At 56.6% G+C, this 23892-nt stretch carries 20 protein-coding genes; 13 read left to right on the top strand and 7 right to left on the bottom strand.

What is annotated here, in order from left to right; all coding sequences use genetic code 11:
• Nucleotides 1-40 precede the first annotated feature (40 nt).
• From PSES9_RS0116725 to PSES9_RS23810, 3 genes are all read left to right on the top strand, one after another.
• Nucleotides 41-2116, top strand: coding sequence for a TonB-dependent receptor family protein (locus tag PSES9_RS0116725; protein WP_010488865.1), 2076 nt, complete (start codon nt 41-43; stop codon nt 2114-2116).
• Nucleotides 2117-2175: 59 nt separating this feature from the next.
• Entirely contained in the window at nt 2176-4293 is a 2118-nt protein-coding gene (locus PSES9_RS0116720) for a TonB-dependent copper receptor (protein ID WP_010488863.1), read from the top strand.
• Between the two features lie 175 nt (nt 4294-4468).
• Nucleotides 4469-4858, top strand: coding sequence for an aminoglycoside phosphotransferase family protein (locus tag PSES9_RS23810; RefSeq protein ID WP_010488861.1), 390 nt, complete (start codon nt 4469-4471; stop codon nt 4856-4858).
• 55 nt (nt 4859-4913) lie between these two features.
• Here PSES9_RS23810 and arsH read toward each other — a convergent pair whose 3' ends face one another.
• The 3 genes from arsH to PSES9_RS0116700 are packed head-to-tail and all read right to left on the bottom strand — an operon-like array spanning nt 4914 to nt 6487.
• On the bottom strand, nt 4914-5612 hold the full coding sequence (gene arsH / locus PSES9_RS0116710; protein ID WP_010488860.1) for an arsenical resistance protein ArsH: 699 nt from the start codon (nt 5610-5612) through the stop codon (nt 4914-4916).
• 9 nt (nt 5613-5621) lie between these two features.
• Nucleotides 5622-6092 (bottom strand): arsenate reductase ArsC, encoded by a 471-nt coding sequence (locus PSES9_RS0116705; RefSeq protein ID WP_010488858.1) that lies wholly within the window; start codon nt 6090-6092, stop codon nt 5622-5624.
• Between the two features lie 47 nt (nt 6093-6139).
• Nucleotides 6140-6487 carry a metalloregulator ArsR/SmtB family transcription factor gene (locus PSES9_RS0116700; RefSeq protein WP_010488856.1) on the bottom strand — a complete coding sequence of 116 codons (348 nt, stop codon included), beginning with the start codon at nt 6485-6487 and terminating at the stop codon, nt 6140-6142.
• 206 nt (nt 6488-6693) lie between these two features.
• Here PSES9_RS0116700 and tam point away from each other — a divergent pair, with 206 nt between their 5' ends.
• The 3 genes from tam (at nt 6694) to PSES9_RS0116685 (ending at nt 8669) form a co-directional block, all read left to right on the top strand.
• Nucleotides 6694-7455: a trans-aconitate 2-methyltransferase gene (gene tam / locus PSES9_RS0116695; protein ID WP_010488854.1), complete on the top strand. Its 762-nt coding sequence runs from the start codon at nt 6694-6696 to the stop codon at nt 7453-7455.
• Nucleotides 7456-7578: 123 nt separating this feature from the next.
• A complete protein-coding gene (locus PSES9_RS0116690) occupies nt 7579-7983 on the top strand; it encodes an antitoxin Xre-like helix-turn-helix domain-containing protein (protein WP_010488852.1) in 405 nt (134 codons plus the stop codon).
• A complete protein-coding gene (locus PSES9_RS0116685; protein ID WP_010488851.1) occupies nt 7977-8669 on the top strand; it encodes an RES family NAD+ phosphorylase in 693 nt (230 codons plus the stop codon). Before PSES9_RS0116690 ends, PSES9_RS0116685 begins: the two co-directional genes overlap by 7 nt.
• 18 nt (nt 8670-8687) lie before the next feature.
• Here the strand turns inward: PSES9_RS0116685 and PSES9_RS0116680 are convergent, their stop codons facing one another.
• Nucleotides 8688-9944: a cation:proton antiporter gene (locus tag PSES9_RS0116680; protein ID WP_010488850.1), complete on the bottom strand. Its 1257-nt coding sequence runs from the start codon at nt 9942-9944 to the stop codon at nt 8688-8690.
• A 331-nt stretch (nt 9945-10275) separates the two neighbouring features.
• On the opposite strand from PSES9_RS0116680, the gene PSES9_RS0116675 reads away from it, so the two are divergent.
• From PSES9_RS0116675 to nirD, 7 genes are all read left to right on the top strand, one after another.
• Entirely contained in the window at nt 10276-13107 is a 2832-nt protein-coding gene (locus PSES9_RS0116675) for a xanthine dehydrogenase family protein molybdopterin-binding subunit (RefSeq protein WP_010488849.1), read from the top strand.
• Nucleotides 13100-13639 (top strand): (2Fe-2S)-binding protein, encoded by a 540-nt coding sequence (locus PSES9_RS0116670; protein ID WP_010488848.1) that lies wholly within the window; start codon nt 13100-13102, stop codon nt 13637-13639. The genes PSES9_RS0116675 and PSES9_RS0116670 overlap by 8 nt, the downstream gene beginning before the upstream one ends.
• 2 nt (nt 13640-13641) lie before the next feature.
• Nucleotides 13642-14868, top strand: coding sequence for a c-type cytochrome (locus PSES9_RS0116665; protein WP_010488847.1), 1227 nt, complete (start codon nt 13642-13644; stop codon nt 14866-14868).
• 416 nt (nt 14869-15284) lie between these two features.
• Complete coding sequence (locus tag PSES9_RS0116660; protein WP_010488846.1) at nt 15285-16097, top strand: formate/nitrite transporter family protein; 813 nt, start codon at nt 15285-15287, stop codon at nt 16095-16097.
• 51 nt (nt 16098-16148) lie between these two features.
• Nucleotides 16149-17873, top strand: a complete 1725-nt coding sequence (locus PSES9_RS0116655) for a bifunctional protein-serine/threonine kinase/phosphatase (protein ID WP_010488844.1) — start codon at nt 16149-16151, stop codon at nt 17871-17873.
• 429 nt (nt 17874-18302) lie between these two features.
• Nucleotides 18303-20864, top strand: a complete 2562-nt coding sequence (nirB, locus tag PSES9_RS0116650) for a nitrite reductase large subunit NirB (RefSeq protein WP_010488842.1) — start codon at nt 18303-18305, stop codon at nt 20862-20864.
• Nucleotides 20864-21232 carry a nitrite reductase small subunit NirD gene (nirD, locus tag PSES9_RS0116645; protein WP_010488840.1) on the top strand — a complete coding sequence of 123 codons (369 nt, stop codon included), beginning with the start codon at nt 20864-20866 and terminating at the stop codon, nt 21230-21232. The genes nirB and nirD overlap by 1 nt, the downstream gene beginning before the upstream one ends.
• Nucleotides 21233-21280: 48 nt before the next feature.
• Here nirD and PSES9_RS0116640 read toward each other — a convergent pair whose 3' ends face one another.
• From PSES9_RS0116640 to PSES9_RS0116630, 3 genes are all read right to left on the bottom strand, one after another.
• Nucleotides 21281-21862 (bottom strand): HupE/UreJ family protein, encoded by a 582-nt coding sequence (locus tag PSES9_RS0116640; RefSeq protein ID WP_010488837.1) that lies wholly within the window; start codon nt 21860-21862, stop codon nt 21281-21283.
• A gap of 48 nt (nt 21863-21910) precedes the next feature.
• The gene (locus tag PSES9_RS0116635) at nt 21911-22732 is read right to left on the bottom strand and encodes a DUF4198 domain-containing protein (RefSeq protein WP_010488836.1); all 822 of its coding nucleotides are present in this window, start codon (nt 22730-22732) and stop codon (nt 21911-21913) included.
• Between the two features lie 87 nt (nt 22733-22819).
• Nucleotides 22820-23887 (bottom strand): DUF4331 family protein, encoded by a 1068-nt coding sequence (locus PSES9_RS0116630; protein WP_010488834.1) that lies wholly within the window; start codon nt 23885-23887, stop codon nt 22820-22822.
• Nucleotides 23888-23892 lie beyond the last annotated feature (5 nt).

The following is a 23892-nucleotide window of genomic DNA, read 5'->3' as shown; positions in this document are numbered from 1 at the left end:
CGGCTCGTTAAGCCTGCTTTTCCACGCGTGGAATTTACTCATGATAAATAAAAAGAACACCTCATTGGTGCTACTGATTGGCGCCTGCAATATGGCCTGGGCGGATGAAAAGCCTGAAGCACAGGAACGCAGTTCTAGAGAGCTGGCTCTACCTGACACTACTGTTTACGCGGAGCAAGCTTCGTTGACAGTTCCCAGTACAGCGCGAGCTATCGCCAATATCCAGCGCATACCTGGCGCTGTTGAAGTAGTGGCTGACACTGCATTCAAAGACGGTCCGTCGCAGACCATTAAAGATGTACTGGGCTGGGTCCCCGGCGTCTTTGCGCAACCTCGGTTCGGGGACGATGCTCGGGTTTCGATTCGTGGTTCCGGCTTGTCACGCAATTATGGTAACCGTGGCATTAACGTCTATATGGACGGCGTGTCGATTAATACATCGGATGGTCTTGTCGACCTATTCGAAGTCGACCCAACCGCTTATCGCTATGTCGAGGTTTTCAAGGGTGCCAATGCATTGCGCTACGGCGGTAATTCGTTGGGTGGTGCGATCAATTTCGTCACGCCTACAGGACGTGATGCGTCGCTGTTTGATGGTCGTATCGACGCAGGCAGTTTCGGTTATCTGCGCTCACAGGCGAGTACGGGTGGGGCGCAAGGTCAATTCGATTACTTTATTACTGGCTCGGCGCAGAGCTTCGATGGCTATCGCGACCACAGCGATGGCAAGCAGCAACGTCTAAGCAGTAATTTCGGCTATCAATTCTCCGAGGATGTTGAGACGCGCTTTTACGTCAATGCCAATAAGATCAAGCAGCGCTTGCCTGGTGAAGTCACTAAATATTCAGCATTGCACTCACCCAGGACGGCTGACTCCGAGTTCGAGCGGCTCGACCAGCAACGCAACATTGATTCAGTGCGGGTGGCCAACAAAACCACATTGCGCTTCGACTCAACCACGCTTGAATTCGGTGTCTTTGGTGTACATCGCCAAGTAAAGCACCCGATTTACCAATGGCTTGACTACGACGTTAACGACTACGGCGGTTTTGTTCGCGCGACTGACGAATTGAAGATTGGTGATTACCGCAATCAATTGATCACCGGGATCAATCTTCACAACGGCAAAATCGACAACAAGCAATACGAGAACCAGACCAATGCAGTGAAAGGCGAGCTGCTTGCTTCGAACATTGATGAGTCAAAAAATGCTTCGGCGTATGCGCAGAACTCTTTCTACATTCGACCGAACATTGCATTGATCGCAGGTATGCAATTTCAGCACTCGGTACGCGACCGTCAGGATCGCTTTCAGTCCGATGGTGATCAATCGGGTCGACGTTCGTATGACAACTTCAGTCCGAAGGTTGGCGTGTTATGGGATGTAGACCCCACATGGCAGGTGTTTTCCAACATTTCGCGCAGTGCTGAAGTGCCTAGCTATGACGCCAATACATTTACCTCGGCGTCCAGCTCAGACCTCGATGCTCAGACGGCAACAACATATGAGATCGGTACCCGAGGCCAGCGCGAGGACACTAACTGGGACCTGGCCTTATACCGAGCGCAAATCAAGAATGAGCTGCAATGCCTGACTACAGCTCCCTGGAGCCCGTGCTCTGTGGTGAATGCTGATAAGACTGTTCATCAAGGTGTAGAGGCAGGGTTTGGAGCGGCTTTTCTCAAGTCGGCTGTGGCTTCGGGGGACAGTGTTTGGTTTAACGCGGCCTATACCTACAACGACTTCTTTTTCGATAACGACTCACGTTACGGCGATAACGAATTGCCCGGTGTGCCTCAACACTACCTGCGCGCCGAAGTGCTCTACAAACACCCGAGCGGTTTTTACCTGGGGCCCAACACTGAGTGGGTGCCGAAATCCTATTACGCCGATAACGACAACCAGGAAAAGGTGGATCCGTACACGCTGTGGAATCTCAAGATTGGCTATGACGATCTGGCATCGGGTTGGTCAGGCTATCTGGAGGGACGCAACATCTTTGATACCCGCTACATCTCAAGCACTGCAATTGCCGGGACTGCAACCGAAGACTCGGCGCTGTACAACCCCGGTGTTGGCCGGGCGCTATATGCAGGAGTACGCCTCAATTGGTAGCCGACAACATATCTAAAACTACTGCGCCTATCCAGAAAACACCCATTGGAATTGACACCATGTCTGCGTCGCACCTGAGTTCACTGTCCCAAGCCTCCCTTCGCTGGAAAACTGCCTTTGCTGTTTTTTTGAGTACCTTGTCGGCTCTCGCTACTGCTGCCGACAGCAACACCTTATCCACCAGTGGCACTGAAATTGTGCTGCCGCCGAAGGTTATAACCGCGGTACAACAAAGCTCTCCGTTAACCATCATCGCCAACCCTAAAGACGCGCGCCAACCTGTCCCGGCAAGTGACGCCACAGACTACCTGAAGACCATCCCTGGTTTTTCTGCGATACGCAGTGGCGGCACCAATGGCGATACAGTTTTACGCGGGATGTTCGGCTCACGTTTAAACCTGCGTACCAATGGCGGCCTGATGATTGGGGCCTGTCCATTCCGAATGGATGCACCAAGCTCGTATATTTCCCCTGAAACCTTCGACAAACTGACAGTTATCAAGGGGCCGCAAACTGTCATTTGGGGCCCTGGCGCTTCGGCGGGCACAGTGCTGTTTGATCGTGAGCCTGAGAACTTCGCTCAGTTGGGCAGTCGCCTGCACGCAAGTCTTCTAACCAGCTCCAATGGCCGTATCGACAAGGTGTTTGATGGCGCCGTGGGGGGCGAGCAAGGGTATGTGCGTTTCTCTGGCAACAAGGCGCAATCGGACGATTACCAAGACGGTAATGGCGATACTGTGCCTTCGCGCTGGGACAAGTGGAACGGTGATATGGCCACCGGCTGGACCCCCGATGACGACACGTTGATCGAGCTCACGGCAGGTAAAGGTGATGGCGAGGCCCGCTATGCCGGTCGCGGAATGGATGGTTCGCAGTTCGAGCGTGAAAGCCTGGGCCTGCGTTTCGAGAAGAGCAACCTTGGCGGGATTCTGGACAAGCTTGAGGCGCAGGTTTATTACAATTATGCCGACCATGTCATGGATAACTTCAGGCTACGTGAACCAGACCCTACCAGCATGATGGCTGGACCAATGGCTTCACAGGTTGATCGACGCACTTTGGGGGGCCGATTCGCCGCCACATTCGAGTGGACAGATGTTGAACTTGTCGCGGGTCTGGATGCCATGCGCAGCGAGCATCGCGAGCGTAATTCCAAGTACGACATGATGACCGATACCTACACCGATACAGATCAGTTTGCCTGGAGCAAGGATGCGGTCATGCATAACTACGGTGCCTTCGGTGAATTGACATGGAAGGTTGCAGATCGCAGCCGTGTAGTGACAGGTGCTCGATTGGATCGCGCGTCGGCCAAGGATTACCGAAAAGACATCAGTGGCATGATGATGAGCTCACCCAATCCCACTGCAGGCGATACCCGTGCCGATACCCTGCCGAGCGGCTTTGCCCGCTATGAGCATGACCTGGCCGACTCACCGACCACCTTGTATGCCGGGATCGGTCATGTGCAACGCTTTCCCGATTACTGGGAGCTGTTCTCGGGCGGTAGCGGACCGGCTGACGCGGTCAATGCTTTTGATGGAATCAAGCCGGAGAAAACCACACAGATCGATTTTGGTCTTCAGTATGCACAGGATGACTTGCAGGCTTGGGCGTCCGGCTACGTCGGACAGGTGCGTGATTACATTCTGTTTGACTACAGCAATAGCATGATGGGTATGAGCACCAGCCGCGCCGATAATATTGATGCTCGCATCATGGGCGGCGAACTGGGCCTTGCCTACGACCTCAACGACAACTGGAAAACCGACGCGACCTTGGCTTATGCCTGGGGTAAAAACAGCTCTGACGGCACGGCATTGCCGCAGATGCCGCCGCTGGACGCGCGACTTGGTCTCACCTATGAGCAACAAGCATGGAGTGCAGGCGCGCTTTGGCGCGTAGTCGCCCAGCAGAATCGAGTGGATGAAGGGAAGGGCAATGTGGTGGGCCAGGATTTTGGCAAGAGCGCAGGCTTTGGTGTCTTCTCGCTCAATGGCGCCTATCGGGTCAGCAAGAATATCAAGCTAAGTGCTGGTCTGGATAATCTGTTCGACAAGGCGTACGCCGAACATCTCAACCTGGCAGGCAATGCCGGTTTTGGTTATCCCGCAGAGCCTGAAGCGATTAACGAGCCGGGGCGCACACTCTGGGCCAAGGTTGACCTTGATTTTTGATCGAGTGAATCCAAGGCCATTTATGGCCTTGGATTCCACTGGCCAGCATTAGTCGGGGCACACCCTGTTTAAGCCCTGGCTTGGCAAACCGATGAGCCTTCCATTATTGGCCCTTAGCCATAGGAGGCAATCATTCATAATGCCGTTCGGATAGCAGCGAGGAGCTGATGGGGTGATGTTCGATCAATACCTGAAACGATGGAAATTGAGCATAGACGGGGACGCTTTCGTCTCACTCAATGGCCATTTGATCCCCGTTCGCCAGCGCGGTATGCCTGCAATGCTCAAAGTCTCGCAAGGGCCAGAAGAGCAAGCCGGCAACACACTCATGGCTTGGTGGGGCGGTAAGGGGGCTGCCCCCGTGCTGGCGTGCGATGGCGAGGCTTTGCTTATGGAGCGAGCTGTTGGCTCGGGCTCACTCACGCAGATGGTCAGGTGTGGCCAAGACGACGAGGTTAGCCGCATTCTCTGCGCTGTGGTCGACCGTCTTCACGCTCCACGTGCAAAGCCGATCCCTGCATTAATTCCTCTGGAGCAAAAGTTTGAGCGAGGCTTGCAGCTTTAGCGCTTGATTGATGCCTGCCTGCTACATCTTCTACCACTCAAACAAAGGGTGCCGCTCAGATTGCCCGCTGGTTTACGCGCGCCATCAGTTGCTCTGCCGACTCCTTGCGTTCCGAATAGCGATCCACCAGAAATTCCTGCCGGTCGCGCAGCAGCACCGTGAATTTCATCAGTTCTTCCATTACGTCTACAACCCGGTCGTAGAAGGGGGAGGGTTTCATTCGCCCGGCCTCGTCAAACTCCATGTAGGCCTTGGGCACCGAGGATTGGTTGGGGATGGTGAACATGCGCATCCAGCGACCCAGCACGCGCAGTTGATTGACTGCGTTAAATGATTGCGAGCCGCCACAGACCTGCATCACCGCCAGGGTTTTGCCTTGAGTGGGGCGAACCGCGCCGAGTTCCAAAGGTATCCAGTCGATCTGTGCCTTGAATACCGCTGACATTGCGCCGTGGCGCTCAGGTGAACACCAGACCTGGCCTTCGGACCACAGCACCAGTTCACGCAACTCACGAACCTTGGGATGTTCGACCGGCGCGTCGTCAGGCAATGGCAAACCGGAGGGGTTGAAGATGCGTGGTTCAGCGCCCAGGTGCTCAAGCAGGCGCGCGGCTTCCTCCACCAGCAAACGGCTGAATGAACGCTCGCGGGTTGATCCGTAGAGCAACAAGATGCGTGGTTTGTGCGAAGCCTGTGTCGGATTTTGCACGCCCTCTAACAGGGTTTGATCCAGGTTGGGCAGGTGTTCAGACATAAATTCTCCTTAGAGCCTGCCGATTCGATCAAGCTCGGTTTTGAGCTCATCACGGCTTAAGCGGTTGAAGGGCAGTGCGAGAAAGGCTTTGCAACGTCGCTCTATGTGGGCGAGGGTGGAGCGGAAGGCGGTGTCAATCGAGGTTTCGTCACCTGTCACCTCTGATGGGTCGGCAAGCCCCCAATGGGCCTTGAGCGCCGGGCCAAAATACACCGGGCAGCTTTCGCCAGCGGCTTTGTCACAGACGGTGATCACGATATCTGGCGGGTTATCTTCAAAGGCGTCGTTGCCTTTGCTGTACAAGTTTTCAATCGAGATCCCGGCCTGCTGCAAAGTGGACAGGCTGCGGGGCAGCACTTGGCCCTTGGGGAAGCTGCCGGAACTCACCGCCTCGAATCCCTGCGGTGCCAGGTGATTGAACATGGCTTCCGAGAGGATACTGCGACAGCTGTTGGCTGTGCACATGAACAGGATTTGCATGGGTTACTCCTGATGTCAGAGGTTCAGGCGTTTGACTCGGCTCGGGGCTAGCAACAGGCCGTTTCGCGGACGGGGCGACCATCCATGCTTTGCAGGCGTGTGACGTTGTCCTGGAGCCAATGGGCGTTGGCGCTGGAGGTCAGTTGCAGCATCTGTAGAACCCAATCCGGCAGGTCGGGGTTGAGGCGGTAATAGACCCACTGGCCCTGGCGCCGATCAAGCAACAGGCCATTACTGCGCAATAGTGCAAGGTGGCGGCTGATTTTCGGTTGGCTCTCGTTGAGCGCGCACATCAACTCACAAACGCAAAGCTCGCCTTGTTCAGATATAAGCAGCATGGCTCGGGTGCGGGTTTCGTCGGCCAAACTCTTGAACACCTCGGGAGGCTGGATCATGTGAAGCGCTCTTGATATATGGATATTCGAATATACGTATTTTCATATATAAGATGCAAGACATAAAGCCGGAGCGGGTCTGACTGTGGGTAAGGCTCAATGTCGGGAGGACTGTGCTCGGAGTGTTGAAGCCAGGCGAGATAATTGTTTGCCGGGTGATGAGCAACTACTCTGTGTGCCTCGCATTGTTGGATGAGGAAAGAGTGATGAGTTGGTCTGCACAACAGTATTCGAAGTTTGAGCAACAACGAACTCGGCCTGTTCGCGACCTTGTCGCCGCAGTTGCGAGCGATGTGCGGCTTGCTGTCGATTTGGGGTGCGGGCCAGGCAACTCGACCGAGGTGTTGACGCAGCGCTATCCAAATGCTGTTGTGATGGGCATCGACAGTTCCGAGGATATGCTGCAGAGCGCTCGCCAGCGTTTGCCGCAGCTTGATTTCGAACTGGCGGACATTGCCGCATGGCAGCCCACTCGACGCTTCGACCTGATCCTGGCCAATGCATCGCTGCAATGGGTGCCGGATCATGCTGATCTGTACCCGCATCTGGTCGCCCAGTTGGCGCCGGGTGGAAGCTTGGCGGTGCAGATGCCAGACAACCTCGCTGAGCCTGCACATGTGCTCGCTCGTGAGATTGCAGTGCAGGGGCCGTGGGCCGACAAGATCGGTGACGTCAAGCATAACCCGCGTCACTCGGCGGACTTCTATTACGAGTTGCTCAGCCCGCATTGCAGTGTGGTCGATGTCTGGCATACGACCTATTACCACCCATTGGCCGAGGGGCATCAGGCTGTAGTGGAATGGTTCAAGGGCACGGCTCTGCGTCCGTTTTTAGCCAAGTTGACGTCGGCAGAGCAGGGCGTATTTCTCGATGATTATCTGGCTCGAATCAGCCAGGCTTACCCGGCACTGGCTGATGGCACCGTGCTGCTGCCGTTTCCACGGCTTTTTGTTGTCGCCCAGCGTTAGCCTTTTGGCTCTGCCGACTGTAATCCGGTTGCTTGCATTGACTCCGTGAATTGATCTGCTTGTTGTTCTGCAGATCCATTTCTGCTAGTTTTGATTCTGTAGATTATTGGCGGGGTGGTATATATGACCGCAGTTATCCAGACTCAGGATTTTTCCAAGAGCCAGTGCGTGGCAGGGCTGCGGGCGGCGCTGAATATACTCGACAAGTGGCAGGCATCGGCCGAACAAGCCTGCCGGGTGCTGCGCATTTCACGCAGCACCTACACCAGGGCAAGGCAAAACGACGCGGAGTGGACAGTCGGCCTCGACGCTGACCAGATGCAACGCATTAGCTTTGTGCTGAATATCCATGCCGCGCTGCGCCTGGTGTTCGACAACCCTGAAAACGTCTATGGCTTTGTCTCGATGGCCAACCGCAACGAGTTCTTCAATGGCCGTACGCCACTGGAGATCATCGCCCAGGGCGACATGATTTCGCTGTACGAGACGTTCCGGCGCATTGATGCGTTGCGCGGTGCCCAGTGGTAAGGCTGGACAGCCTTGAGGTCTTGGGCGGCGAGGTTTTACAGCTGCATCGCTTGGTCAATTCCAAGTTTCCGCCCATCGACTTGTTCGATGACGTTGCCGATGCGGCTGATTTCGAAACCATTTATCAGCTACAGGCCCTGACCAATCCAAGATTGCTCAACCAGGTCGGTCGGCTGGAGTTGATCGCGCGCAGTGAGATTCCATTTGGGATCACCGGCTGTTCCTACGCAACGGCGCCGTTTACCCATGTTAATCCGGCTGGCTCACGCTTTAGCGACGGCAGTTTTGGGGTCCTGTACATGGCGGACAAGATGGATGTAGCCATTGCCGAGGTGCGTCATCACCAGGGGTTGTATTGGGCGAACGTCGAAGGGTTGAACTACGAGCGTTTTGTCTTCCGGGGGCTGACCTGCACTATCTCCGATGCGGGCATGCTTGATGCAACCAAGGTGCCGCTGTCGGACCCCATATATGCCCCTGATGATTACACCCAGGCTCGTCAGCTTGGTCAGCAAGCCAAACAGAACCATTGCCCGGGCTTGCGCTACAACTCGGTGCGTTCGCCTGGCGGTATCTGTTGGGCGCTGCTGACGCCAAGACCTGTGGCTTCAATCATCCAGGCGGCCCATTATGAGATGGTCTGGAATGGGCACATCATCAGCGTCAGTCGGATCAGCACGCTCTGAGCAGAGCCGGCTCAGGCCTCACTCATTTGGCTTTGCCTCGTGGTTGCAGGGAATCACTCGCTTGACCAGCTTGCCGATGGTCATGCCCTGAACCAGGATGGAAAAAACCACCACCAGGTAGGTGAGGGACACCACCAGGTCACGCGCCTCGCCTGGCGGCAGCGACAATGCCAGTGCTACCGAGATACCGCCGCGCAAGCCGCCCCAGGTGACAACACTCCAGGCACCTTTGGGTAGCCGGAAGCGTTGGCCGAGCAGGGCAATCGGCACCCCGGCAGTCAACAGTCGTGCGAGCAGCGTCAGCACGATAATCATCAGGCCGGTGACCACAAGCGAATTGGAGAACTGGATCAGGATCACTTCCAGGCCGATCAGTACGAAGAGCACGGCATTGAGGATTTCATCGATCAGCTCCCAAAACATGTCGACGTTCTTCTCGGTCTGTTCAGACATTGCATGGGAGCGTCCCTGGTTGCCGACGATCAGGCCCATGACCACCATCGCCAGCGGGCCGGAAATATGCAGGTGTGCTGCGATGGCATAGGCGCCCAGCACCGCTGCCAGGGTGATAAGTACTTCTTCCTGGTAGCTGTCTATGCTCTTGAGCATTCGGTAAGTGACATAGCCGACTACTGCGCCCAATAGTATGCCGCCGCCGGTTTCCTTGAGCAGCAGTTGCGAGGCTCCTGATACCGAGGGCGCTTCACCGCTGGCAATCATCGCCACGATGAGTGAAAACAAGACGACGCTGACCCCGTCGTTAAACAACGACTCTCCCGAGATCACCAGTTCAACGCTCTTGGGCGCACCCGCTGACTTGAGGATGCCCATTACCGCGATAGGGTCGGTCGGCGAGATCAGAGCACCGAAAACCAGGCAATAGGAGAGTGGCAGTTGCAAGTCAGTCAAGGTCAGCAACTGCCAGAGAACAAAGCCGATGAGGAGCGTTGAAAGGGTTGTGCCCACGACGGCCAGCGAGGCAACTTGCCACCTGTAAGCGCGCAGGTGCGACAAGTCAACATGGAGTGCGCCGGCGAACAGGAGCAACGACAAAATGCCCTGCATCAGCAACTCGGAGAAGTCGATGGACTTGACCAGCGATTGCTCAAGGCTGTGCAGGGTGTGAAAGCCCAGTGCATCGAGTGACATGTTGAGCAACGACAGCGCCAGGGCAATCCCCATTACGCCGATCGCAGGCGGCAAGCCTATATAACGACGATTAAGGTAGGCGAGCGCCGCCGTGATGCAGAGAAATAGCGCAATGATGTCGAGCATGGTGCGGGGATTTCCTTACTCAGCTAGCGCCCCTTTGTTGAGCTGGGGCTGCCAGCGACTGACTTCCAAGGCATAGAGCATACACCTTGCCCAATCAGCAAACCCCCGTTGCGGTCGGCGACGCGGTTTCGACTGGTTGTCAGCAAAGCGGTGTCCTCGGATTTTTTAGGTTTTTGTAACGGATTGTTTGCGGCAGATGCTGAAACCCAATAACCTAACCAGTAAGTCAGGATTTGACTGGCATGCAAAGGCTCTCTTTTTCAGCAATCGCATTGCTGAAGTGCAATACATAAGCAAAAGGGCAGGTCGATAACTGCCCAGAGGATGATTTATGTCCAACCGTGATATATCCAGGCGTTCCTTTCTTCAGGGCGGGCTGGTGGCAGGCGTGAGCGTGACGCTTATGCCACTTGGCAGCAAGGCCATGGCGGCCTTGATGGAAGACAGCGTGACCGTGCCGTCCGAGCAGTGGCTAGGCAACAACGGCAAGGCGCGCTCGCGTAATGATGCATTGTCCAAGGTGTGCGGCAGCAAGGTCTTTGCCCGTGATATTCGGGCCAAGGACATGCCGGGTTGGCCCGCGCAGCAGGGGCATGCCATGCTGCTGAAAACCATCAAGGCCGATCGCATATACGCTGGCATGGATCTGTCGTGGCTCGGCGCCGAGTTGCAGCCAGACCGAATCGTTACCGCCGAAGATTTGCTCAACGATGGCATTGTTTTCCCCGAGGAGCATGCGCCCGATCCACTGTTGCCTGTTGGCAAGGTGCCAATGTTTATTGGTCATCCGGTGGCGATTCTGATCTGGAATGATTTCGAGCGTTTTCGTCAGGCCAAGCTCAAGCTCAAGTTCAATGACAAGGCGATTCGCTACGGTGACAAGGCGCCGCTGTACCAGGCAGACCCTTACGGCAGCTTCCGCTATGTGCGGGTCGGTGGTGCCACATCCGCAGATGAAGACGAGTTCGCCAGCCTCAAGGATTCGATCCTGTTCCCGATGCTGCGCAACCGCCGTCCGGTATGGAATTCGCAGCCGGACCTGCACGGCAACCTGACCGAGCGCGGGCTTTTCTATGCCGAGCGCATGAAGCAACAGATCGACAATCCATCAGATGATTGGCTGGTGTTCGACGAGCGCTACAAGACCCCTTCGATCGAGCCTGCCGCAATGGAGCCCGACAACGGCAATGGCTGGTTCGATCCTGTAAGCAAAACCCTGCATTTCGTGGTGGCAACCCAGTGCCCGCATGAGGCCGCAACGGAAACGGCGAAGATGATCGCACCTTCGCGTTTCGGCCTGGCCAAGCTGAACATGCACCCTGGCTACACAGTTGGCTACGGCTCCAAGGATCACAATATCTTTGTCTACTACGCGGCACTTGCAGCCCTGTATGGCGCAGGTGTGCCGGTACGTCTGGCCAATGATCGCTATGAGCAGTTCCAGAGTGGAATCAAGCGTCATCCATTCGATATCCGTTACCAACTGGCGGTCGACAAGAACGATCATAGTTTCAAGATTTTCCGCGCTGAAATGACAGTCGATGGCGGTGGGCGGGCCAACTACAGCCCTTCTGTGGCGGCAGTCGGAGCCACCGCTGCACAGTCGATCTACTACATGCCGCAGAACGACTTGCAGGTGACTGCCTATCACTCGCGTGCGGTCGAGGCTGGGTCAATGCGCGGTTACGGGACGCTGCAGAGCATGGCGTCCACCGAGATGATGGTCGACGAAATTGCCGGGCGTCTGGGCATTGATGCTATCGACCTGCGCAAGAAGAACGCCATGGTTTCGGGTATGAAAAATACCCAGGGCGCGGTGCCGGCCGGTGCGTTGCGCCTGCATGAAATCCTCGACAAGGCAGCTGTGCATGAGGTCTGGAAAAATCGCGATGCGCTCAAGCAGCAACGCGAGGCGCAGGATCCGGATCACTGGCATGGCGTTGGTTTCGCCATTTGCCAGAAAGACTTCGGTACTGGCTCTGAGGCGCCGATGGCCAGTATCGAATTCACGGCCGATGGGCACATTAGCCTGCGTCACATCGGCATCGAAATCGGCACAGGCATGTCGACGTCCCAGGCGCTGGTCGTTGCGGATTTCCTCGGCATGCCAGCCACTGAAGTAAAAACCGGCGAGACCGAGTGGAAGGAACTGCAGCTCACCAGTGGCGGTAATCCCTACACCATGAGCCAGGCAGAGCAGGACAGCTTCCTGCGTAATCCGCGTTGGGTCGGCAAGTTGGCCTCTGCCTCTTCGGCAACCAATTCAGCCTACTACTTTAGCCACGCCACGCGTGAGGCTGCGCGGGTGCTGTTCAATCATGGACTGTGGCCAGCGGCCTTGCAGATATGGCGCCAGGGCCCATATGGCGGTCAGGCCAACCCCTATGTGGTGCGCCGCGAGGATGCGCATTGGGTCGATGGCAAGCTCACCGCCAACGGCATGCAACCACTGAGCTTTGCCGAGCTGGCCAAGCACGCCCATGAGCGCGGCCTGGTCACAGGTGCGACCGTGCACGCTTTTAACCGCTGGAGCTGGGCCGAGGCCGAGTTCAGCATTGATGGCGTTCGCGAGCGTTTGCCCCTCGACGGCCTTGCAGTGAAGTATGGTGACGGGGCTGCGCAGGTTAAAAAGGCGCAAATGAGCAGCGCCGGCTTTCATTTGCTCGGTCGCCAGAATGTGCATTACCCGGACACCCAGCTCAATAACGCTGCGGTGACTTACTACAGCCCGGTAGCAACCCTGGTGGAGTTGAAGGTGAACAAGGGCACCCATGAGGTGCAGGTACTCAATCATCATTCCTGGGTCGAATGTGGCCGGGTGTTGGTTGAAGAGCTGGTCAAGGGCCAGCTCGAAGGCGGCATCGCCATGGGCATCGGTCATGCGCTGATGGAAGAAATGCCGCTCTATGAAGGCGGGCCGGGAGAGGGTGACTGGAACTTCAACCGCTACCGTTTACCCATGTCGCGCCACGTTGCGGTCTGGAAGCAGAGCGCAGAAATCCTGCCGCCGCTGTCGGCGAGCGATCCATCGAAGGGCATTGCCGAAGTGGTGATGATTCCGGTTGTCGGCGCCATCGGCAATGCCGTTGCCCACGCCATTGGTAAACGCATTCGCGACTTGCCTATCACTTCTGCGCGAATCAAGGAGGCCCTCAATGGCTAATCGTCCGCTGCAACTGACCCTCAACGGTAAAGCCGTGGACTCGGCGGACATCCCCGATGATCTGCCGATGATCGATTACCTGCACGAATACGAAAACCTCACTGGCTCGCGCCTGGGCTGCGGCCAGGGTATCTGCCATGCCTGCGTGGTGATAGTCGACAATCCCGACGGTACCAGTGAAGAGGTACGCACCTGTATCACCGGTGCGCATTATTTTGCAGGGAAAAAGGTTCGCACAATCGAAGGCCACGCCAGCCGTGATGAGCAGGGCAAGGTTACCGAGCTGAACCCGATCCAGCAGCGCTTTGTCGATGAGTTTGCCTTCCAGTGCAGCTATTGCGCTCCAGGCTTCGTCAATGCTGCGACCTTGTTGGTCGAGAAACTTCAGCGCAAGCCGGTCGTCAACAGCCAGCTGGAGCAGGTCATTGAAGACAGTCTTGGTCATCACATTTGCCGTTGCACTGGCTATGTTCGTTACTTTAGCGCCACGCGCAATGTGCTGACCGATCTCGGCCTGGTCAGGGAGGGCTAAGCATGAAGCATTTATTTCTGCGCCTGAGCCTGGCACTTGGCCTGGCCGCCCCGTTGCTGTCGGCGCATGCCGATGGCCAGGTCGAGCGCGGCGCCTATCTCGCCCGTGCCGCCGACTGCATGGCCTGCCATACCAAACCCGGTGGCGCGCCCTATGCCGGTGGCCTGCCGATTGTCTCGCCCTTCGGCACCATCTATGGCACCAATATCACCCCAAGCAAAGAACACGGCATCGGCTTGTATAGCGATGAGGAGTTCTTCGCCGCGCTTACCCAGGGCAAGCGTCGCGATGGTGCCAACCTGTATCCTGCAATGCCCTACACTTCGTACCACCTGATGCCACGTCAGGACTCGGATGCGATTCACGCCTACCTCAAGACCATCGAGCCAGTCGAGCGCGACGCACCGCAGACCAGCCTGAGCTTTCCGTTCAATATTCGGCTGGGCTTGATCGGCTGGAACATGATTTACGCCGAAGATTTGCAACTGCAATCGGCTGAAGGCAAAAGCGCGCCATGGAAGCGTGGCCAGTACATGGTCGATGTGCTTGGCCATTGCGGCGAATGCCACACGCCACGGGGTGAAACCGGTGCCATGGAACTGGATAAACGCATGGCTGGCGGTGTGCTCAATGGGTACCTGGCACCATCGCTGTTGAGTGATGACCTGGCCGCTCGCGGCTGGAATCACCAGGACCTTGCATCATTCCTCAAGCATGGCATGAGTGCGCAGGGCACCATGTTCAACGAGATGTACCCGGTGTTCCATAACAGCACCCAGCACCTGACTGATGCTGATCTGGCAGCCATGGCGACATTCTTGCTCGGCGATCAACCGCCAGAGGCTAAAGCGCTGGATGAAGTGGCATTCGACAAGCTCAGCCCAAGTGCGCAAAAGGGTCGCCAGCAATACCTGAATGTATGTGCTGGTTGTCACGCTGCACAAGGCGAGGGCAAGCCACATATCGCGGTCGCCATGCGCGGCAACACCACATTGCGCCTGGATGATCCGCGCAACCTGCTACGGGTGATTGAGGATGGCATTGCTGAGCAGCAGTTCACTGGTTTCGAGCGGATGCAACCGATGCCGGGTTTTGCCGACAAGTTGAGTGATCAGCAGCTTACCGACCTGCTCAATTACCTACGCCAGAGCTGGGGTGGCAAGCCCGGTGACCTGGCGGTCAGCGATATCCAGGCTTTGCAGGCGCAAGCACCTTCCGCCGAGCATTAACTGCACTGCATGTAAGCTCGAAGGACAAGCAACCCGCTGCCATCAAGTCTGTTGGTAGCGGGTTTTTTATGGCTTGGATATCCGGTCACACAATGGGGCGTTTTCCCCGGGCAATGCTCTGTTTTGGTTCCAGGATGCCTTGTTGTTGGTTCGATAAACCTGGGCGGAGGCTCTGCAACGCCGGTTGAGGAAGTTTGGCGCGCAACTTGCTGTGATGGGGCTGGTGTTGGTAATCCAATTCACGAGCGTACCAGTGATGGCTTCATGATCAACGGCGATCAGGCGGCATCAAGTATCACGGGCGGTTGTATCACATAGGGCAATGAGCCCATGAATTAACAGGCAAAGGCGCCTGGAGTCGAAAGGCTCTAGGCGCCTTTTTTTTGCATTTCGAAACTCATATCCAGAGAAATACTATGTCCTATCTAGCTCCTGCAGAGTTTGTCAGCAAAATGGTGGATGCCGGTGAGTCCAAGGTGTTCATGTCCACCCGTGACACCCTTATTCGTGCTTTTATGGCGGGTGCGATCCTGGCTTTGGCGGCTGTGTTTGCAATCACCATAACCGTACAAACTGGCATGCCGTTGATTGGTGCCATGTTGTTCCCGGTTGGTTTCGTAATGCTTTACCTGATGGGGTTCGACTTGCTCACCGGGGTGTTCGTACTCACGCCATTGGCGCTGCTCGACAGGCGTCCTGGTGTGACCCTGGGTGGCGTACTGCGCAATTGGGGGTTGGTATTTACCGGCAACTTCGCTGGTGCATTAACCGTGGCAGTCATGATGGCATTTGTCTTTACCTACGGTTTTTCTACCAGCCCCGGTGTCATCGGCGAAAAAATTTCGCACATTGGCGAAGCGCGTACCCTGGGTTATGCCGAGTACGGTCTCGCGGGCTGGCTGACCATTTTCCTGCGTGGCATGCTGTGCAACTGGATGGTTTCGATGGGGGTTGTGGGAGCGATGATCTCGACCACCGTCAGTGGCAAGACCATCGCCATGTGGATGCCGATCATGCTGTTTTTCTACATGGGTTTTGAGCATTCGGTGGTGAACATGTTCCTGTTCCCGTCAGCGATGATCATGGGCGGTAATTTCTCGGTAATGGATTACATGCTCTGGAATGAAATCCCGACTGCACTGGGTAACCTGGTTGGCGGCCTGGCTTTTACCGGCCTGACCCTGTACACCACCCATGTGCGGACGGCTCCTAAGCGCTCTTTCAGTTAATTGCGCCATAACGCCCCGAGCCAGGTGCTGGCGGGGCGTATAGGGAGTCGCATGACAAGCCAGCTCAAGGTTTCGGTAGGGCAATACTCGACCAGGGGACGCAAGCCGACCAATCAGGATTTTCACGGTATCTGCATTCCGCAGGAGCCGCAGCTGTCAAGCAAAGGCATTGCCATTGCCCTGGCGGACGGCATCAGCAGCAGCGCTGTCAGCCACATTGCCAGCGAGTCTGCGGTGGGCAGCTTTCTGGGCGATTATTACTGTACATCCGATGCATGGTCGGTGAAGAAATCGGCGCAACGCGTGCTGATGGCGACGAACTCCTGGCTCTATGCGCAGACGCGGCAGAGCCAGTACCGCTATGACCTCGACCGGGGTTATGTGTGCACGCTGAGCGCAATGGTCATCAAGTCGACTACCGCGCATATCTTTCATGCGGGTGATACGCGTATCTACCGTCTGCGCGATGGCCAGCTTGAGCAATTGACAGAGGATCATCGGCTCTGGATCTCCCGGGACAAGAGCTATTTGAGCCGGGCGATGGGCATCAACGCGCATCTTGAACTGGATTACCGCAGGTTTCAGTTGGAGCCGGGCGATCACTTTGTCTTGGCAACCGATGGGGTCTACGAGTTCACCAGCGCTGCGCGTGTGGTTGAGTTGATCGCCGAGGCCGGGGATTTGGATAGCGCTGCCCGGGCGATTGTCGAACATGCCTATGAACAGGGCAGCGATGACAATCTCACGCTGCAACTCGTCCGGCTCGACAGTCTGGGACAGCAGGACGCCAGCGAGTTACAGCAGCGACTGACCGAGCTGCCATTTGCTCCAATACTGGAGGCACGCGAGCTGTTTGACGGTTATCAGATAATCCGTGAACTCTACGCCAGCAGTCGCAGCCATATTTACCTGGCACGAGATATCGAGAGCCAGGCCCAGGTGGTACTCAAGGCTCCCTCGGTAGATATGCAACATGACCTGGCGCACTTGGAGCGCTTGCTTGGCGAGGAGTGGGTTGCGCGGCGTATCGACAGCCCGCATGTGCTCAAGGCACCGGCCCAGACACGCAAGCGCAACTACCTCTATAGCGTCAGCGAGTTTGTCGAGGGCCGGACGCTGCGCCAGTGGCTGCTTGACCATCCACGGCCCGACTTGGAGCTGGTGCGGGTCATGGCTGAGCAAATCGGTAAAGGCTTGCAGGCCCTCCATCGCCTGGAAATGCTGCATCAGGACCTACGTCCTGACAACATCATGATTGATCCCAGCGGTGGCGTGAAACTGATCGACTTTGGCTCGGTACAGGTTGCCGGTTTGCTGGAGATCAGCTCGCCCATTGAACGCAACCAGCTATTGGGCACGGCGCAGTACACCGCGCCTGAGTATTTTCTCGGTGAACGCGGTTCACCAGGTTCCGATCAATACTCCCTGGCGGTCATCATCTACCAAATGCTTAGCGGCCGGTTGCCTTATGGTGCCGAGGTGGCCAAGTGCAAAAACCGCGCGGCGCAGAACCGCCTGGTCTACCAACCGTTGCGAGACCATGACCTCGAACTGCCTGCCTGGCTGGATGATGTGTTGCACAAAGCGCTGCAACCTGACCCGCGCAAGCGCTACGCCGCACTTTCTGAATTTATTTTCGAACTGCGCCAACCCAGTCGGGAAATCCTCGGCAAGCACCGGCCGCCATTACTTGAGCGTAATCCCTTGTTGTTTTGGAAAGGGCTGTCGGCGTTCCTGGCGGTGCTGGTTATCTGGTTGTTGAGCCGGGGTGGTTGAGGAGCCTCTGAAAAGGGAGAGCGGTAACTTCCTCGGTTTACTGGCTTTTCAGAGCCCCCAAGCGTATCTGGCAATGCTGCTTGGCATTAGTCTGGTGCGTCGCAAGCGGGATTTGCACCATTGCAGTTCCGGATAGTCCTGCTTTGAGCTGTATAAGCACCGCCAAAAGCCGTGTAGGACGCCTACTGCAGCGCTTTTGAAAATGTGGCATAAGCCTTGCTTTTACTAAGTCAATACCCTCGCTAGAAGTGGGTGGCCCAGGCGATCAAAGGCGATCGAACTATCTGCAAGGATCATGGGCAATAGTCGCTAGGCCAGGCATGCAGCCTGTAGTCCAGCGTTTACGAACAGGCAAAGGCGCCTGGAACCGCAAGGTTTCAGGCGCTTTTTTTTTGCTTTGAAAACCTGATTGGCTTGGATAGGTGCTCTATGAACTCCAGTGTCGCAACCTTGAAAAATCCACAAACCCTGATCGTTATTGGCAATGGCATGGTCGGCCATCATTGTGTCGAGCAGTTGGTTGAGCGCGGCGCCCTGGCTCAGTACAAGATCCATGTGTTCAGTGAAGAGCCGTTGCGGGCCTACGACCGGGTACATCTTTCCGAATACTTTACCGGCCGTGATGCCGAGTCACTGGCGTTGAGTGGGGTTGAGCTCTATCAGCAGCCGGGGCTGACTTTGCATTTGGGGGTGCCGGTGCTGGAGATCGATCGCCAGCGAGCAGAGGTAATCACCGCCGATGGTTGTTTCTCGTTCGATAAGCTGGTGCTGGCCACGGGCTCTTATCCATTCGTGCCGCCAATCGAAGGCGCCGAGGGCGAGTCGCGCTTGGTCTATCGTACCCTGGCCGACCTGGACACTATCCAGGTTGCGGCCAAGAATGCACGTCGCGGCGTGGTAGTGGGTGGCGGCCTGCTGGGGTTGGAGGCGGCCAATGCCCTGAAATCCCTGGGGCTGGAAGCGCATGTGGTTGAGTTTGCGCCGCGCTTGATGCCCGTGCAGCTGGATGATCACGGTGGCTTGGCGCTCAAGGCGCAAATTGAAGCGCTCGGCGTGAGTGTGCATTTGTCCTGCGCCACGCAGTCGATCAGTGCTGGTGATGAGTATCGCTACCGCATGAACTTTACTGGCGATGAGTTTCTGGAGACCGATCTGGTCGTGTTTTCCGCCGGTATCCGGCCGCAGGACGCCCTTGCCAGGCAGTGTGGTCTTGAGCTGGGGCCGCGTGGTGGCGTGGCGATCGACAGCCAGTGCCGTAGCAGTGACCCACAAATATTCGCCATTGGTGAATGCGCTGCCTGGAACGGGAGTGTCTTTGGCTTGGTCGCCCCCGGTTATCAAATGGCTCGCGCGGTTGCAGCGCAACTATGCGGTGAAGACAGCTCGCCGTTCATGGGAGCAGACATGTCGACCAAGCTCAAGCTGCTTGGGGTCGATGTCGGTTCGATTGGCGATGCGCATGGCGCTACTGCCGGCTCGCGCAGCTATCGCTTTATCGACGAGGCCACGGCCAGCTATCGCCGCCTTGTGGTTTCGCCGGATGGTAAGCATGCCATTGGCGCCGTGCTGGTGGGGGACAACAGTTATTACGATGCCTTGCTGCAATATGTGCAAAACGGCATCAAGCTACCAGCTGATCCCGCTTGCTTGATCTTGCCACAAGGCGAGGGTGCGCCTGCATTGGGCGCCGATGCATTGCCGGACACGGCCACTATTTGCTCCTGTCATAACGTCAGTAAGGCTGCAGTGTGCGCGGCGATTGATGATGGCTGTGCCGACCTTGCTGGGGTCAAGACCTGTACCAAGGCCGGGACTGGCTGTGGCGGCTGCGCAGCTTTGCTCAAGCAGGTTTTCGAGCATGAGTTGACTGCCCGTGGCGTGGTTGTCGACAAGAGCCTGTGCGAGCACTTCGCCTATACCCGCCAGGAGTTGTACTCGATTGTGCGCGTCGAGGGCATAGAGAGTTTTGACGAACTGTTGAGCAAGTATGGCAAGGGCCATCTTGGTTGCGACATCTGTAAGCCAGCGGTGGGGTCGGTACTCGCATCCTGCTGGAATCGCTCTATCACCGACCCCTTGTTGGTGCCATTACAAGACACCAATGACACCTTCATGGCCAACATGCAAAAGAATGGAACCTACTCGGTGGTGCCGCGCATTCCCGGCGGTGAAGTGACGCCGGATGGGCTGATCGCAATTGGCGCTGTGGCGAAAAAGTACGACCTCTACACCAAGATCACCGGCGGCCAGCGCATCGATTTGTTCGGCGCACAACTACACCAATTGCCGGATATCTGGAGCGAGTTGATTGCCGCCGGGTTCGAGACAGGCCACGCCTATGGCAAGTCGTTGCGTACCGTGAAGTCTTGCGTGGGCAGCAACTGGTGCCGTTATGGCGTGCAGGATAGCGTGGGCATGGCGCTGGTTCTGGAGGATCGTTACAAAGGCTTGCGCTCACCTCACAAGATCAAGTTTGCCGTTTCCGGATGCACCCGCGAGTGCGCCGAGGCGCAAAGCAAGGATGTGGGTGTCATCGCCACTGAAAACGGCTGGAACCTCTACGTCAGCGGCAACGGCGGCATGCGCCCCCGTCATGCCGAACTGTTCGCGACTGACCTGGATGATGCCACGCTGATCCGCTATATCGACCGCTTCTTGATGTTTTACATCCGCACCGCCGACCGCTTGCAGCGCACCTCGGTATGGCGCGAGTCCCTCGAGGGCGGTCTGGATTACCTCAAGGCGGTCATCATCGACGATAGCCTGGGCCTGGCCAGCGAGTTGGAGGCGCAGATGCAACTGGTGGTTGATCGCTACGAATGTGAGTGGGCCAATGCACTTAATGATCCGGAGAAGCTCAAACGCTTTCGCACCTTCGTCAACGACAAGCGCAGCGACCCGGATATTCATTTCGTCAAGGAGCGCCAGCAACGTCGCCCTGTCCGTGACACCGAGTTGTCCCTGATTCCGCTATTCGAGGAGGTGATCTGATGAGCCGCGTAGAAGCAAAAGTGCAGCAAGGCCAGGGTTGGCAGTCCTTGTGCAGTCGCCAGGACCTGGTCGCAAACTCGGGGGTAGTGGCCTGGGTCGATGGCATACAAGTGGCCTTGTTCTACCTGCCGGGTGAGCCCGGAGACAAACAACTGTATGCAGTTGATAATCGCGACCCCAAGTCTGGTGCCAATGTGATTGGCCGCGGCATTGTCGGCAGTTTATCCGGCAACTTGGTCATTGCCGCACCGCTTTATAAGCAGCACTTCCGCCTGGATGATGGCACCTGCCTGGAGTATCCGGAACAGAGCCTGCGCACCTGGCCTGTGCGCTTGCATGGCGAAACCGTAGAGATTGCGATGGGTTGAATACCTTGGGCAATGCACGTGATGCATTGCCCAAGGGGAGTGCTGTGGTTAGAGCTGAGTCGCCAAGTAGACGCCGCATAGGGCACAAATGGTACCCAGTGTGCAGAGTATGACTCGGCCGCGTGGCAGCTTGAGTATCAAGAGTGCGCCAACAGCACCGACCACATGAAGGGCGGCCGTGGTACTGAGGAAGCCGGCTGAATAGGCCAGCTTGTTGTCCATCACCGGCATTTCGTAGCCGTGGGCGTAGCCATGGAACATTCCGAAAATGCCCACGCCAAAGGCGGCAATGACCACCGGAAAGGTTTTCTCCAAGGCGATTGCAAGCCCTAGCAGAATTACCGACAGTACAATACCAATCTCAACACCGGGCAGGTCGACTTGCTCGAAGCCCAGTATTCCGCCGAATAACATGCTGCAGACAAAGGCGCTAGGGACGATCCAGATGGCGCGGCCACCCATCTGGCAGCTCCAGGCGCCAATGGCGATCATGGCCAGCAGGTGATCAGCGCCGGATAACGGGTGCAGCCAGCCAGCCTCGGCGCCTGTGTGCGCCTGTGCGGCGGTGCTGGTGAGCATGATGAGCAGCAAGAACAGAGGTTGCTGGTAGTTTCGAATGCTAAAGGTCATGGGCGCCTACTCGCTGTTGTTATTGGATAGTTGAACTGTCAGGGAGGCCTACAGGCTTTCCCAATCGCTATCGTCTTCGACGCTGGGTTCCATGTGGACTGCGTTGAATAGCCACAAGCCTTCTTGGGGAAGCTTGAACGTGACACGGCCCTGGCTATCGGAGGTGGCGCTAAGCTCAATCGATGGCTCGGCCTTTAGCTGAGCCTTGATCAAGGTGTTCGGCAGTGGCTCGCCGTTGAACAGCAGTTGAATGCCGAACGGCATGTCGCTGTCCAATGCCAGCGGATCAGTCTGCAGGACAAGCTCCAGCGGCAGGCCGATCTGCTGGTCATAACCCTGGCTTTGGCCGTCGACGAGAATGATGCTCTTGGCGCAGCGAGAGAAGTTCTCGCGACCGGGTGCGTCACTCAAGCCGAAGTGCTCGCGGGTTTTGATGACCTCGGTCAAGCCTTCTTCGCTCAGGTACTTGTTGAACTCTGATGCCGACAGCTCAAGGTGGGCGCTGTTGGTGCGCATACCGACCAGGGTCGCGCCAGGTGATCGGGTGGTGAAGTTGCCCACCGCGAGCGTGCGATCCCGACCGGCGACATTCCATTCGCCTTGGGCGTCCTTGGCCTTGAACCAGTTGACCAGGTTATCTATGCGAGGCGTTTGCACGCCAGGCCAGGTTGGTCCGACCCGAAGTTCGAACACCACTTTTTTTTCCAAGCCTGTCTGTGCGTCATGCGGGACCAGCCAGAACTCATGGGCCATGGCCAGCGGCGCGAGCATCAACATGCCCAGCACTGCCGTAGCTTGGCGCAGTCGCAAGCTTAGTTTCTTGGGGGCATAGGGAAAATCGTCTGCTAAAAAATCCATTAGCGAATACATAGCCTCATCCTTGATTCCGAGAAAAGTAACCCGCGGCAAATCAACGGCACAGCTGATTCGTCGCGGGTCCTGTGAGCCTGTGACGGTTTAGTCGACAGTGGTTGGGATCAGGTAGGGGAAGGTTGGGGTATGCAGTTTTGGATTAGCGATTTTCTGGTCGGTAGGGGTGCCCAGCATCATGCTCAATACGGCGCTCATGGCGTCATCATCCAGGGAGCGGCCATTGCGTTCGCTCGCGGAGTACTTGGCAGCGGTGCCCGTTTTGTAGGTAAGCACATCCGGCACCAGGGTATTGGTTACTTCGTCGGCGTACTTGATTGGGTCTTTCTGTGATTTGGCCAGCAACACCGCGCGGGTGATGCGAGCAGATACAAATGGTTTGATTGCCTTTTGCGTGTCCGGACGGCTGCCATTAAGCACTGCCTTGAGCGTGCCGTTTTCGAAGAGCATGGTGTGTGAAAGCAAAGGATTTGCCGAGTACTGAACCTGCGTCCAGGCACCGTCTTTCTCCACGGCGGTAGTCATGAAGGCATGTATAGTCTTGGCAAGCATTGAGTTAGGTACATCCAGCACGATTGCAGCGGCTTTGTGGCCAATGAAGATGCTTTTGCCCTTGGCCTGCGCCCAGATTGCCGGGTCGTAAGGTGTGCCGTTGTTGAGCTGTGCACGCAGCAGACCAAGGCTGGTGGAGTTGCCGTAGAACGGATCCTTGACGACGCCGGTCCAGACTTTAATGCCGTTTTTCAGTTCGACGGCCTTGCCAACGGTGCCTTCACCAATCTTGGTGCCGATGGTTCCGACAGCCGCGTTGGGCGCATCAGACTGATAGAGGGTGAAATGATCGGCACCCTGGAAGCGGAAGCTAAAGGTATGCCCCGTTTTATAGCTGTCATCATTGGCTACGTGGATGTTGTACAGCCCTTTGGTTGAGAAGGTGCCATCAACCCCGGCTTTCGGTACGGCGCTTACGTCCATTACAAAGACTGTGTGATCAGGACGATCGGAGGCGAAAACGTAGTTGTCCAGTTGATTCAGCGTGGGCGTTTTCTGAACGATGGTAGATTCAAAATGATGGCTGGCCAGCGCCTGGTTGCTGCCTGCTATGGCTGCAGTCAAGGCGATTGCAGTATTGAGTGTCCTTAGGTTTTTGAACATATCTA

This window comes from Pseudomonas sp. S9, from assembly GCF_000222125.1.
GTDB classification, from domain to species: domain Bacteria; phylum Pseudomonadota; class Gammaproteobacteria; order Pseudomonadales; family Pseudomonadaceae; genus Aquipseudomonas; species Aquipseudomonas segetis.
Note: the sequence above shows the minus strand (reverse complement) of the source record. Positions and strands in the feature narration are given on the sequence as shown.

What these genes read in the sequence shown, in the direction of transcription:
- tam (WP_010488854.1), top strand. Translation starts at nt 6,694, where the DNA reads ATGAGTTGGTCTGCACAACAGTATTCGAAGTTTGAGCAACAACGAACT.
- PSES9_RS0116670 (WP_010488848.1), top strand. Translation starts at nt 13,100, where the DNA reads ATGGCTAATCGTCCGCTGCAACTGACCCTCAACGGTAAAGCCGTGGAC.
- nirB (WP_010488842.1), top strand. Translation starts at nt 18,303, where the DNA reads ATGAACTCCAGTGTCGCAACCTTGAAAAATCCACAAACCCTGATCGTT.
- PSES9_RS0116700 (WP_010488856.1), bottom strand. Translation starts at nt 6,487, where the DNA reads ATGATCCAGCCTCCCGAGGTGTTCAAGAGTTTGGCCGACGAAACCCGC.
- arsH (WP_010488860.1), bottom strand. Translation starts at nt 5,612, where the DNA reads ATGTCTGAACACCTGCCCAACCTGGATCAAACCCTGTTAGAGGGCGTG.
- PSES9_RS0116665 (WP_010488847.1), top strand. Translation starts at nt 13,642, where the DNA reads ATGAAGCATTTATTTCTGCGCCTGAGCCTGGCACTTGGCCTGGCCGCC.
- PSES9_RS0116640 (WP_010488837.1), bottom strand. Translation starts at nt 21,862, where the DNA reads ATGACCTTTAGCATTCGAAACTACCAGCAACCTCTGTTCTTGCTGCTC.
- PSES9_RS0116690 (WP_010488852.1), top strand. Translation starts at nt 7,579, where the DNA reads ATGACCGCAGTTATCCAGACTCAGGATTTTTCCAAGAGCCAGTGCGTG.
- PSES9_RS23810 (WP_010488861.1), top strand. Translation starts at nt 4,469, where the DNA reads ATGTTCGATCAATACCTGAAACGATGGAAATTGAGCATAGACGGGGAC.
- PSES9_RS0116675 (WP_010488849.1), top strand. Translation starts at nt 10,276, where the DNA reads ATGTCCAACCGTGATATATCCAGGCGTTCCTTTCTTCAGGGCGGGCTG.
- PSES9_RS0116630 (WP_010488834.1), bottom strand. Translation starts at nt 23,887, where the DNA reads ATGTTCAAAAACCTAAGGACACTCAATACTGCAATCGCCTTGACTGCA.
- PSES9_RS0116660 (WP_010488846.1), top strand. Translation starts at nt 15,285, where the DNA reads ATGTCCTATCTAGCTCCTGCAGAGTTTGTCAGCAAAATGGTGGATGCC.
- PSES9_RS0116635 (WP_010488836.1), bottom strand. Translation starts at nt 22,732, where the DNA reads ATGTATTCGCTAATGGATTTTTTAGCAGACGATTTTCCCTATGCCCCC.
- nirD (WP_010488840.1), top strand. Translation starts at nt 20,864, where the DNA reads ATGAGCCGCGTAGAAGCAAAAGTGCAGCAAGGCCAGGGTTGGCAGTCC.
- PSES9_RS0116655 (WP_010488844.1), top strand. Translation starts at nt 16,149, where the DNA reads ATGACAAGCCAGCTCAAGGTTTCGGTAGGGCAATACTCGACCAGGGGA.
- PSES9_RS0116720 (WP_010488863.1), top strand. Translation starts at nt 2,176, where the DNA reads ATGTCTGCGTCGCACCTGAGTTCACTGTCCCAAGCCTCCCTTCGCTGG.
- PSES9_RS0116705 (WP_010488858.1), bottom strand. Translation starts at nt 6,092, where the DNA reads ATGCAAATCCTGTTCATGTGCACAGCCAACAGCTGTCGCAGTATCCTC.
- PSES9_RS0116725 (WP_010488865.1), top strand. Translation starts at nt 41, where the DNA reads ATGATAAATAAAAAGAACACCTCATTGGTGCTACTGATTGGCGCCTGC.
- PSES9_RS0116680 (WP_010488850.1), bottom strand. Translation starts at nt 9,944, where the DNA reads ATGCTCGACATCATTGCGCTATTTCTCTGCATCACGGCGGCGCTCGCC.